This is a genomic window from Clostridium pascui (genome assembly GCF_016908015.1).
GTDB lineage: Bacteria > Bacillota > Clostridia > Clostridiales > Clostridiaceae > Clostridium_AK > Clostridium_AK pascui.
The window spans coordinates 767,831-780,054 of the sequence record NZ_JAFBDB010000002.1 but is presented as its reverse complement, the minus strand read 5'-3'; the positions used below and the strand labels follow the sequence as shown (position 1 = coordinate 780,054).

10 protein-coding genes are annotated in these 12,224 nt (G+C 30.6%); 2 read left to right on the top strand and 8 right to left on the bottom strand.

The window, feature by feature from the left end; all coding sequences use genetic code 11:
- The 5 genes from JOC70_RS08775 to JOC70_RS08755 form a co-directional block, all read right to left on the bottom strand.
- On the bottom strand, window positions 1-540 hold a 540-nt coding region (locus JOC70_RS08775), incomplete at its 3' end, for an acyl-CoA dehydrogenase family protein (RefSeq protein ID WP_204598484.1).
- Between the two features lie 47 nt (window positions 541-587).
- Window positions 588-1,007 carry a MaoC/PaaZ C-terminal domain-containing protein gene (locus tag JOC70_RS08770; protein WP_204598521.1) on the bottom strand — a complete coding sequence of 140 codons (420 nt, stop codon included), beginning with the start codon at window positions 1,005-1,007 and terminating at the stop codon, window positions 588-590.
- A 19-nt stretch (window positions 1,008-1,026) separates the two neighbouring features.
- The gene (locus tag JOC70_RS08765; RefSeq protein WP_204598483.1) at window positions 1,027-2,397 is read right to left on the bottom strand and encodes a GntP family permease; all 1,371 of its coding nucleotides are present in this window, start codon (window positions 2,395-2,397) and stop codon (window positions 1,027-1,029) included.
- A gap of 37 nt (window positions 2,398-2,434) precedes the next feature.
- A complete protein-coding gene (locus tag JOC70_RS08760) occupies window positions 2,435-3,979 on the bottom strand; it encodes an acyl CoA:acetate/3-ketoacid CoA transferase (RefSeq protein WP_204598482.1) in 1,545 nt (514 codons plus the stop codon).
- A 299-nt stretch (window positions 3,980-4,278) separates the two neighbouring features.
- The gene (locus tag JOC70_RS08755) at window positions 4,279-6,000 is read right to left on the bottom strand and encodes a sigma 54-interacting transcriptional regulator (RefSeq protein WP_243429073.1); all 1,722 of its coding nucleotides are present in this window, start codon (window positions 5,998-6,000) and stop codon (window positions 4,279-4,281) included.
- 413 nt (window positions 6,001-6,413) lie between these two features.
- On the opposite strand from JOC70_RS08755, the gene JOC70_RS08750 reads away from it, so the two are divergent.
- A complete protein-coding gene (locus JOC70_RS08750) occupies window positions 6,414-7,412 on the top strand; it encodes a linear amide C-N hydrolase (RefSeq protein WP_204598481.1) in 999 nt (332 codons plus the stop codon).
- Window positions 7,413-7,542: 130 nt separating this feature from the next.
- Here JOC70_RS08750 and JOC70_RS08745 read toward each other — a convergent pair whose 3' ends face one another.
- The 3 genes from JOC70_RS08745 to JOC70_RS08735 all read right to left on the bottom strand — a co-directional run bounded on the left by JOC70_RS08745 (window position 7,543) and on the right by JOC70_RS08735 (window position 9,664).
- A complete protein-coding gene (locus JOC70_RS08745) occupies window positions 7,543-7,818 on the bottom strand; it encodes a flavodoxin (protein ID WP_204598480.1) in 276 nt (91 codons plus the stop codon).
- A gap of 76 nt (window positions 7,819-7,894) precedes the next feature.
- A complete protein-coding gene (gene rlmD / locus JOC70_RS08740) occupies window positions 7,895-9,295 on the bottom strand; it encodes a 23S rRNA (uracil(1939)-C(5))-methyltransferase RlmD (protein WP_204598479.1) in 1,401 nt (466 codons plus the stop codon).
- Window positions 9,296-9,349: 54 nt separating this feature from the next.
- A complete protein-coding gene (locus tag JOC70_RS08735) occupies window positions 9,350-9,664 on the bottom strand; it encodes a hypothetical protein (RefSeq protein WP_204598478.1) in 315 nt (104 codons plus the stop codon).
- 431 nt (window positions 9,665-10,095) lie between these two features.
- On the opposite strand from JOC70_RS08735, the gene JOC70_RS08730 reads away from it, so the two are divergent.
- Complete coding sequence (locus JOC70_RS08730) at window positions 10,096-11,952, top strand: LTA synthase family protein (RefSeq protein ID WP_204598477.1); 1,857 nt, start codon at window positions 10,096-10,098, stop codon at window positions 11,950-11,952.
- Window positions 11,953-12,224 lie beyond the last annotated feature (272 nt).

Below are 12,224 nucleotides of genomic sequence, written 5' to 3'. Positions count from 1 at the left end.
TCCTTTAGTTCCTTTGCTTCTGTCAGTCATAGCAAATACTATGAATACTTCAGCTACTCCACCGTTTGTTATAAATATCTTTGAACCGTTTAATACATAGTGATCTCCCATATCAACAGCTAAACTCTGCTGTCCAGCAGCATCTGTACCAGCGTTTGGCTCAGTTAATCCGAAAGCACCTATTCTTTCACCCTTAGCAAGTGCTGGTAAGTACTTTTCTTTTTGAGCTGGTGTTCCATGTTCATTTATTACTGATGCACATAATGAAGTGTGAGCTGAAACGATAACTCCTGTTGAAGCACAAACTCTTGATAATTCTTCAACTGTTATTGCATAGGATATAACGTCTCCACCTGCTCCACCGTATTCCTTTGAAAATGGTATTCCCATCATTCCAAGCTTAGCCATCTTCTTTACGTTTTCCATTGGAAATTCTTCTGTTATATCTATTTCTGCTGCTAATGGTTTAACTTCAGTTTCAGCAAACTCTCTTACCATTTGTCTTACAAATTCTTGCTCTCTTGTTAATGAAAAATTCATTGTAATTTCCCTCCTCATTGTTAATTAATTAACTGGATCAATCATATTTATGCTTTGGGCGGCATAACCAAAGCTTCACCTGTAATCACTATTTTACCATCTTGATTAGTACAGGTTGTCCTTAATTTAGCTCTATTTTTTTCTGTGATTAATTCTACTATTTCTGCCTCTGCTCTTATTGTGTCACCAATTTTTACCGGTGCCATAAACTTTAATTCTTGCCCTAAATATATTGTTCCTGGTCCAGGCAGCTGCATTCCTAAAACTGCTGAAATTAATCCAGATACTAAAATTCCATGAGCAATTCTGCCTTTAAATATAGTTTTTTCTGATTCTATTTGATTTATATGCGCTGGATTTAAATCTCCAGTTATTCCTGCAAAAAGATATACATCTGTCTCACTTATAGTCTTTTCTATATATGATTTATCGCCTATCTTTAGTTCATTTATTGTTTTTCCCATTATAAATATCACCTCCTTATTTTTATACTAATCCAAAGCTAGCTCCAATTATACATACCGCTGTAGCTGCAACTGGAATAACTACTGTACACATTCCTATATCTGCATAAGACTCCCTATGAGTAAGACCTGTAATTCCTAGTAATGTTATTACAGCTCCGTTATGTGGAAGTGTATCAAACCCTCCGCAAGCAATAGCTGCTATCCTATGGAACACTTCTGGATTCATACCCATGGCTAATGCTTTCTGCATATAAATGTCTCCTAAAGCTCCCAATGCTATACTCATTCCACCTGAAGCTGATCCAGTTATACCAGCTAATACGCTTGTTGAAACTGATAAAGAAATTAAAGGTGTTCCTGGTATTGCAAGTATTGCTCCTTTTACTAATGCAAAAGCTCCTAATGCTTTAATAACATTTCCATATCCAACTTCTGATGAAGTATTAGCAATTGCTAGTAATGAACCAATTGCCCCATCATTAATAGTCTTTATTATACTTTTGAAATTCTTTCTCATTAAAACTACTGCAAGTATTGATGATATAACAAGAGCAACAATTAAGCTCCATAATCCTTTTACTTTATCTATGGATGTTCCATAAGATTTAAGATATTCTGAAGGAATTTTCTGTAAATACACACCGATTATATAGTTTAACACCAAAACTACTATTATTGGTAAAATAGCTACAACAATGTTTGGAAGATTAGATGCATCTACTGATTCAAGATTTTCTTCTTTGTGATTTCCATATCCCTCTCCAGCATCTGCCGCACCTTTTGCTCTCTTATTAAGCCACATCATACCTAAAACAAATATTACTATTGAACCAATTATACCTAACACTGGTGCTGCCCAAGCAGTTGTTCCAAAATAAGTCATTGGTATAGCATTTTGAATTTGAGGAGTACCTGGTAATGCAGTCATTGTAAAAGTAAATGCTCCAAGAGCTATAGCTCCGGGTATAAGTCTTTTTGGTAAATTAGCTTCTTTAAATAACTCAACTGCTATTGGATATACTGCAAATGCAACAACGAATAATGAAACACCACCATAAGTTAATACTGCACAGGATAATACTACTGCAAGTATTGCTTTATCTTTTCCAAGTTTATGTGCTATAAAATTTGCAATGGATTTAGCTGCTCCTGAGTCATCCATTATTTTTCCAAATACTGCTCCCAACAAGAATAATGGAAAATATGTTTTTGCATAACCTGCAAAGTCTTTCATAAATAGTTCTGTATACGTTGCAAGTAATGGCATCTCTCCAGAAAATACTACTGCAAGCAGCGCAAGTACTGGAGCTAAAAGTAATACTGTGATTCCCCTATAAGCTAAATACATTAATAATGCTAGAGAAATTAAAATACCTATAACACCTATCATAATAATTCTCCTTTCACTTTTTCACTTATTTTATAAATTAAATTAATCTCATTAATTCATCTTTAAATATTCTTTCATCCATAATCTTAAGATTTTCAGATATTATTGGTTCAAAGTCCATATTTGCTAAAATATCCTTCTCTAAACTTATACCTGGAGCTATTTCTGTTAAAACTAATCCTTCTGCTTTTAACTCAAATACTGCTCTTTCAGTTATATATATAACCTGTTGCCCTATTTCTCTTGCATATTCTCCACTAAAGGTTATTTGTTCAACATCTTTAATAAACTTTTTAGTCTTTCCTTCTTGTCCAATTATTAGCTTCCCATTTTCAACTTTTATTTTTAAACCTCCAGCTGTAAATGTTCCACAATATATTACTTTTTTTGAATTCTGCGTAATATTAATAAATCCACCACAACCAGCTATTTTAGGCCCAAACTTGCTAACATTAATGTTTCCCTTTTCATCACACTGCGCTAGCCCTAAAAATGCTACATCAAGACCTCCACCATCATAAAAATCAAATTGATAAGGCTGGTCTAAAATACACTCCGCATTTACAGATGCACCAAAGCTTAAACCACTTGCTGGTACTCCACCTATTGGTCCAGCCTCTACAGTTAATGTCATTATTTCTCCAATACCTTCTTCATTTGCAACTGCAGCCACTCCCTCTGGAACACCAATACCTAAATTTACTACTGCGTTAGGCGTAAGTTCTATAGCTGCTCTTCTTGAAATTATTTTTCTTTCATCTAATTCCATAGGCTTTACAGAATTTAATGGAATCTTTACTTCCCCGCAATATGAAGGATTAAAATGTTCCGAGAACGTTTGCATATGATTCTCAGGCTTAGCAACAACAATAGCATCTACACATATTCCCGGAATCTTTACAAGCTTTGGATCTAATGTTCCATTACTAACTACAGCTTGAACTTGAGCTATTACTACTCCTCCAGAGTTTTTAGCAGCTTGAGCTATTGATAAAGCTTCTACAGTTGCTGCTTCTTTTTCAAAGGATAGGTTACCCTTTTCATCTGCATAGGTAGCTCTTATAATACTAACATCTATAGGAAAGGCCTTATATAATAGTCTTTCTTCCCCTTCAATGTTTACAACCTTTACAATATCTTCCTTAGTAACTTTATTTAATTTTCCCCCTTCAACTCTAGGGTCAACAAAAGTTTTAAGACCAACATGAGTAATTGTTCCCACCTTTTTGGCTGCTATGTCTCTAAAAAGATGAGATATTACACCTTGAGGAAGGTTATATGCTTGTACTTTATTTTCTAAGGCTAGTTTTTGAAGTTTAGGCGCTAGACCCCAATGCCCCCCTACTACTTTCGAGACTAATCCTTCACGACCTAAGTGATTTAATCCTTTTTCATTTGAATCTCCTTGTCCGGCAGCATATACAAGTGTGAGGTTATTAGGTACTCCTGTATCAATAAAACTTTTTTCTATTTCTGATGTTATCTCCTCTGGATGTCCAATTCCTATAAAGCCGCCTATGGCAATAGTGCTACCACTTTTAATCATTTGTACTGCTTCTGAAACAGTTTTTACTTTAATCATTAATACTTCTCCTTTCTCATAGTAATTACAAACTTACACTTTAATTAATAAGCAAAAACTGTGCCAATATGAAATTTTCTTTATATTTTTCTTTATTAGCGTTGATTTACCTGAATTCTTTAGTAATATAATAAAAATTAAATTTTATAAATATTTAGCCAATTACTTAAAAAGTGTAAACATATCATTACATTTTTCAGATAAAGGCAAAAAAGTGTATGTAAAACCGAACACTTTTAAAATAAGTTTAAAAATGTGTACGATTTCACATACACTTTGCATAATTTTCACGAAATCTTTTATAATATTTTATATTTATTAATCTTTTCATATAAAGTAGTTCTACTTACTCCTAGTTCTTTAGCTGCCTTTTGTTTATTGCCTTTGCACATTTTTATAGCATTTACAATTGCATTTCTTTCCGCTTGCCATATAATATCTTCAAGCTTTGATATGTTAATATCTATTTCAACTCCTGTTATTTCCTTTGGTAAATGCTTTGGCAATAATAAAGTACTCGTATTATCCATGATATTTATGGCTCTTTCAATTGCATTCTCTAATTGTCGTACATTTCCTTCCCATTTATAACTTTTTAAGTATTCTAAAGCTTCTGCTGAAACTGCACAATTTTCTTTATTTAATTTTTTGGATATTTTTTCACATAAAAACTTAGATAATAATATAATATCGTCTTTTCTTTCTCTTAAAGGTGGAATTTTTACAGTAACTACATTAAGCCTGTAATATAAATCAGCTCTAAATTTCCCTTCCTTTACCATGCCATCAAGCTTTTGATTAGTTGCTGCTATAATTCTTATATCTATATTTTTAGGAGAAACAGCACCTACCCTTTCAACTTCCTTTTCTTGTAACACTCTCAAAAGTTTCACTTGCATATGCAGTGGCATATCTCCTATTTCATCTAAAAAAATAGTCCCTCCATCAGCTAATTCAAACTTACCCATTTTGCCTTCTTTTTTAGCTCCAGTAAAGGCTCCTCCTTCATACCCAAATAATTCTGATTCCAATAAATCGGAAGGTATTGCTGCACAATTAACCTTCACAAAGGGTCCATATTTTCTATTGCTATTTTTATGTATAGAATGTGCAAATAGTTCTTTTCCTGTCCCACTTTCACCAATAAGTAATACATTGGAATCAGTTAACGCTGCTTTTTTAGATAGCTTTTTAGCCTCCATAATGCCATCACTATTTCCAACAATATCAGCAAAAGTATATCTAGCACTATTTTTTTCTTGAAACTGTTCCTTGTATGCTTCTAATTCCTTCTGGACTTTACTAAATTTCTTGTGTAAAAACTCTAATTCTTTTACATTTTTAAAAAGCACTTTACCTACAGCACCTTGTATTTCTCCATTAATAAATAAAGGCGTTCTTGTTGCCATCATATATTTATTGCCTATTTTTTGTAGCTGAGCTTCTTCTTCTTTTCCTGTTTTAAGTACAATATGCATTCTTGTATTTTCAATTACATCTGTAGCATGCTTTCCTATCACTTTCTTATCATCTATTCCTAAAAATTCTGCATACCCCTTACTTATCATAGTTATATATCCATGCTTATCTACAATTACTATTCCCTCATAAGCCATATTTAAAGCTTTCTTTAACATATAGCTCCAATTTTTTTCTTTTTTTAATTCTTCTTTTATTATTTCTTTCTCAGTAATATCATCAAATACATATATTACTTCTTTAATTTCATTATTTTCAATCATTGGGATTCTTGTGGTTAAAACTACCTTTTCACCCATATTAATATTTTTATTAGTTTTTCTATAATTCATTTTAGGTAATTGAAATTCCAAAACTTCCGGAATTAAGTCACTTATAACCCTACCAACACTATAATGTTCATCAATATTTAAAATTTCCTGTGCTATTTTGTTGATTATATTAATTTTTCCATTAGTATCTGTGACTATTATTCCATCACTCATATTATTAATTATGTTAAAAAAAATATCTAATTTATAATCATTTTCGTAACTATTCATATATTTTACCTCCTATGTAAATATTTTATTTATAATATATATAACTTCATTTCCATGCGATAATATCTATTTTCAACCTAAAATTATAAAAGAGCCTTATCATGGGCTCATAAATTTTATTTTGATTCTTATAAATGCATTAAATTATTCTCTAATGTTAATTAATGCAAACTTTTATATAAATTATATCATATTCATACTTTTTTACAACAAGTTATACTTGCATTATACCTCCACCCCATCTATACACTAGATAAACTTCCAAAAATCACCGAATTTTCTAATCTAAAGAAGCATATTAATAAATGTTCATTTCTTTTATTACCAAACGGATGAATTTTATTTTTCAAATCTAGGTATAAACTATGCTTTTCTTAAAATCAAATTTTATAGCTCATAAGGAGGAATTTAATATGTGCACAGCAATAACTCTACAGTCCAAACAAATGGAAAACTTTTTTGGACGAACCATGGATTTTTCTTATCCCATTGAATCACAGCTTTATGTGGTACCAAAAAATTATGTATGGAATAATATTTTAAACATGCATAAATTTTCTGATTACTATAGTTTTATAGGAATAGGGCAAGAAACTGATGGAATACTTGGTTTTTTTGACGGAGTAAATGAAAAGGGATTTGCTGCAGCAGCATTATATTTTGCCGGTTATGCCAAATACAATATACCTGCAAAGAATACGAAAAAAGAACCTGTTGCAGCTTTAGATTTTCTCCATTATATTTTGGGCAGATGCGGATCTATAGATGAATTGGAAGAAGTACTTCGTCAAATATCTCTCGTTGGTATGTCAGATCCAATAACGCAAACAGTTGCACCATTGCATTGGATCGCCACAGATAAAAGCGGGAAATGTGTTGTTATTGAGCAAACAGGAAAAGGTATAAAGTTATTTGAAAATCCCATAGGTGTTATGGCCAACAGTCCTGATTTCAGTTGGCATATGACTAATTTAAGAAATTACATGGATGTTTCTTCAAAGCAGACTAATGAAGCGTACTGGGGAAAATTTCAATTAGAGCCATTTGGTCAAGCTGGGGGAACCATGCTATTGCCTGGAGGCTATACGTCACCAGAACGATTTGTAAGAACAGCATATCAAAAAACACACATTGAAATGCCTAAAAACAGGGTAGAGGCAGTAATCGCCTGCTTTCATATTATGGAGGGTGTTTCCATTCCAAAGGGGGTTGTTGTAACAGATCGAAATACTTATGATTATACGAAATATACAGCTTTTATTAATACAAATACTTGTGAATATTTCTTTAAAACTTATGATAATAGTCAGATTTCAACCGCAAGTCTTTGGGATAATCATAATTATAAATATAGCACACAGCCAATCTGCCTAGGAAAATTAAGTCGTCCAGTTATCTTTCAAAAAATATAATATGTTTAGCCTGTAGTTCTAAACCATAAGCATAAAATTTCTCTGTATTTATTCTAAATTTTTTAACAAACCAAATCCAGTAGCAAACATACGCTTTTCTACTGGATTAATTAAATGCTTTTCTTGGAATTTATTGAAACTTATATTCAATTGCCTCAAGCCAATTCCTGACCTCTTTCGATTGGACAGTGCCATTTACAGCAATACCAGGTAAAATTCTTGATTTTGAGCACTCTTTAGCTATATCATTTCCGATTTCACCTAATCCACCGCCTCCATGAGTACAAAAATGAATTATTGTTTTACCTATAAAATTATGTTGTCTAAGAAAACTCATAACTGGTGGGGCTAATGTTTTAAACCAGTTAGGTGAACCTATAAATATTGTTTGAATATATTTTTTCATGGATTAGAAGATAAAAAATGAAGGGTAAAATTTACCCTTCATTTGTCATAATTTATGAACACCTATTTTTATAAATCTAGAACTTCAACTCTTCCCACTCACCATTTTCCGTACTACTGTCACTTATTTTTGTAAGCTTAACAACTGTCTCCACGTGCGGTGTATGAGGAAACATATCTTTTACTTTTACCTTTTGTATTTTATAACCTTGATCAGTTAAATACTTTAAATCCGTAACTAAAGTTTTAGGATTACAGGACACATATATTATATCTGGTGCATTAAAATCAACTACATATTCTAACGCTACTGGATGCACTCCTGGTCTTGGCGGATCCAATATTATAACATCTGGTTTTTCATTTATAGTTTTTATAATTTTAGCAACATCTCCTGCTATAAATTTGCAGTTACTTAAGTTATTAAGTTTTGCATTTTCATTAGCAGATTTTACTGCTTCTTCAATAAGTTCAATTCCTATTACCTTTTCAGCATCTGGAGCTACTATTTGCCCTATAGTTCCTGTTCCACAGTAAAGGTCAAATACTGTTTTAGATTTTGAGTCTCCTAAAAACTCCTTTACTATGCTATAAAGTTTTTCTGCTCCCTTAGAGTTTGTTTGAAAAAATGAGAATGGTGTTATTTTAAATTTAAGACCTAAAATTTCTTCTATAATATAATCTTTTCCATAAAGCAATTCTATCTTATCCGCTTGAACTGTATCAGATAATGAATCATTTATTGTATGTAGTATTCCTACTAAAGTACCCTTATAGCTTAAGTTTTTAAGGAGTTCAGTTACTTCAGCAAAGTTAAATTCTACTTGAGAAGTTGTAACTATGTTTATAAGTATTTCTCCTGTATTATCAGCTTTTCTTATGACCAAATTTCTTAAATATCCTTCATGACTCATTATTCTATAATGAGGAAATCCCTGCTCCCTAAAGTAAGCTAAAACAGTAGAAAGTATATTTCTATAATCCTCATCTACTATCTTACAATAATCTGCAGTTATTATTCCAAAGCTTCTTCCTTTAGCATGCATTCCTAATGTAAGCTCTCCGCCCTTTTCCATGTCTCCAAAGGTGAACTCCATTTTATTTCTATACTCTTCTTCTTTAGGACTGCCTTCTATACCTAAATATTCAAATCCTGATAAATTTGCTTCTTCGAAAAGTCTTAATACTTGCTTTTCTTTTAAGTTTAATTGAATATCATAAGGCACATCTTGAGCACTACATCCACCGCAGCCTTTAAATATAGGGCATAGTGCTTCCCTCTTAAATGCCACATCTTCTAAAACCTTTATAACTTTTGCTTCAGCATATTCTCTTCTTTTTTTACTTAATCTAGCCAAAACCTTTTGACCTGGTAGGGAATTTTTTATATATACCTTTAGTCCATCCGCATAAGCTACTCCTGTAGCTGGAAATTCTATATCCTCTATTAAAAATTCATATTCCTTACCTTTTCTCATCTTATTTTATCTCTCCATTTCTAATATTGCTCTAAATTCCTACATAAATCTTTATTATAATGTTTCTTTTTTTATTACTTCTAGTCTTGAACCCTTTTCTCCTATTGTTGCAGCTTTCTTTGTTCTAATTATAGGTGAATAAAGTATGCTTACTATAACAAATATGATTAAGACAAATGTTCCTATGTATGGCTTTAATATATTATATCCTGCCATCCTTAAAATAACTTGTAAAACAAAGAAAAGTACTCCTGATGTTATAAGCATTATAGCTGTATCTGTAATTGAAGCTGAAATTAAATTACTAAATTTTATATTACCTGCGTCCTTAACTTCTTCTACATTATTATTTTCTGTTCCACTTTCCATAATTAATCCTCCAATCTGTTAATTGCATAATTTATAGAAATCTTGAATTTGATTATAAATTAGCACATCTTAAATAAATTGAGATACTTTGTTGTTTCTCAATTATATTCATAATATTTTACTATATAATTATGCACCAGTATTTTATTATTGTAAATACACGGCTATACAATTATTTAAAATAATGGCTATTTTAATATATTGTTCATTTATATGATTTTGTCATAAATCACCACATCGTAATTTATTGAGATATCTCATATTTTATTGTATTATAATAATTTGTGAATCTATACTTGCAAAATTATTGTTAACATGGAATTTTCACTTTAGTTTGTGCTATTATTATATATAATAGCACATTTGAATGTTTTGTAAAATTTTCTAATTTTATTATATAGACAAATTACATTTTAAAGGGGCTTTAAAAGATGTTAAATTTTAAAAATAAAATTTTAAAATATATAGATGTGATTTTCTTTATTTTTATTCTTACATTAAAAATATTAATTTATGGCAGACAAATTGAAACTCAATATTTTACTTATAAGAACATTTTTCTTGCAGTATTTGCATCTGTAATGATTGTATGTTCTATAGCTTTACTTTTTAAAGATAAACAAAGAGTTAAATCTCTTTTTATCTTAAATATATTTATATCATTATTTATAATAGCTGATTTAAACTATTTTAGGTATTTCAAGGATGTAATATCTGTTTCGGTGATATTAAATGGTCTTCAATTGTTAAGTGACGTAAAATCTAGTGTAGCAAACTTATTTAAAATTACTGATTTATTATTTATATTAGATATAGTTCTTATTGTTCCTCAAATAAATAAATATAAATACAAAAATTTAACTACATCATCTTTAAAATATAGGGTCATTTCATTCACACTTGTACTTTTAGTTGCTGTAGGAATTGATGCATGGAAAATATCTACACTTTCATTGGATCAACCTAAACTTATAAGTACTATGTACAATAGAATTTATGTAGCTAAAAATCTTGGAAACTTAAATTATCATTTTTTGGATGTTTTTAATTCACTAACTAACACCATTGCAAAACGAACTCCACTATCCTATGAGAAGGAGGGAGAAATTAAGACATTTTTACAAAATAAAACTCTAAACACTTCCTCAAATTTAAAGGGAATTGGTAAAGGTAAAAACCTAATTGTAATTCAAGTAGAAGCACTGCAAGCTTTTGTAATAAATAAATCTATAAATGGCAAAGAAGTTACCCCAAACTTAAATAAATGGATAAATAAAAGTGCTTATTTTAATAATTACTTTTATCAGACAGCTTCAGGTGGAACTTCTGATGCAGAATTTTTATCTATTAATTCCTTATATCCCGCAGATTCTGGAGCTATTACTTCTATTTATTATAATAATGAATTTAAAGGACTTCCTAAAGTGCTAAAGGCAAATGGGTATTCAACCTCCGTATTCCATGGCTTTAGAGAAAGTTTCTGGAATAGAAATGTAATATATCCCAAGTACGGATTTGACAATTTTTATGGAGAAAAAAATTATACAATAGATGAAAATATAGGACTTGGTTTAAGTGATAAATCCTTTTTAAATCAAAGCTTCGAAAAGATGAAAGATTTAAAGAAACCTTATTACGCTCTTTTAATCACATTAAGTAGTCACTTTCCCTATGATGATATTAAAAAATACGATGAATTTAATGTAGCACCTTATGAAAATACACTTCTTGGAAATTATCTTAAGGCAGTCCACTATACAGATAAAGAGTTAGGAATGTTTTTAGATAAGTTAGATAAAGAAGGTACACTAAAAAATAGTATTGTAGCACTTTATGGTGATCATCATGCAATTACAAAAACTAATGAAAATGAATTAGCAAGCTTTTTAAATATAGATAAATTTACTGATTTACAATGGGCTGAAATCCAAAAGGTACCTATGTTCATTCACTTTCCTAATGATATGTATAATGGGACTTATAATATATATGGAGGTCAAATTGACTTGTATCCAACCTTAGCAAATATACTTGGAGTGGAAGCTAGTTACATCATGGGAAAGGACCTTTTTAATGCTAAAGAAGGACTTACTATATTTAGAAATGGCTCCTTTACGGATGGTAATATATTTTACTTATCTCAGCAAAATACCTACTATGATATAAAATCTTCATCCGTAATACCTGAAACACCTGAAATTAAAAATAAAAAAGACTCTGTTTTAAATCAATTAGAATATTCGGACTTGATATTAAAACACAACCTTTTAAAAGAAATTGGCGACTAAACGATAGTCGCCAATTTCTTTTAGTCACTAGTCCACGTAATCTCTATTCTTCAGCTGACATCCACCAATTTTAGTAATTAAATGCCACTCTAGCTATAATCATTTATCGTTAGCTAAATTAGCGGTCTTACTACTTCATAAAGCATTTTTAAAGCCACACCTAATGACATGGTTACAAATATAGGCTTAATAACTTTTGCGCCTTTCTTTAATGCAAATATACTTTCTATAATTAACGTTCTCTATTCTATTTTTTATCGAAAATCCTTTAT

Coding starts and splice junctions, on each gene's coding strand:
- rlmD (WP_204598479.1), bottom strand. CDS start 9,295: ATGAGAAAAGGTAAGGAATATGAATTTTTAATAGAGGATATAGAATTT.
- JOC70_RS08755 (WP_243429073.1), bottom strand. CDS start 6,000: ATGAATAGTTACGAAAATGATTATAAATTAGATATTTTTTTTAACATA.
- JOC70_RS08760 (WP_204598482.1), bottom strand. CDS start 3,979: ATGATTAAAGTAAAAACTGTTTCAGAAGCAGTACAAATGATTAAAAGT.
- JOC70_RS08735 (WP_204598478.1), bottom strand. CDS start 9,664: ATGGAAAGTGGAACAGAAAATAATAATGTAGAAGAAGTTAAGGACGCA.
- JOC70_RS08730 (WP_204598477.1), top strand. CDS start 10,096: ATGTTAAATTTTAAAAATAAAATTTTAAAATATATAGATGTGATTTTC.
- JOC70_RS08765 (WP_204598483.1), bottom strand. CDS start 2,397: ATGATAGGTGTTATAGGTATTTTAATTTCTCTAGCATTATTAATGTAT.
- JOC70_RS08750 (WP_204598481.1), top strand. CDS start 6,414: ATGTGCACAGCAATAACTCTACAGTCCAAACAAATGGAAAACTTTTTT.
- JOC70_RS08745 (WP_204598480.1), bottom strand. CDS start 7,818: ATGAAAAAATATATTCAAACAATATTTATAGGTTCACCTAACTGGTTT.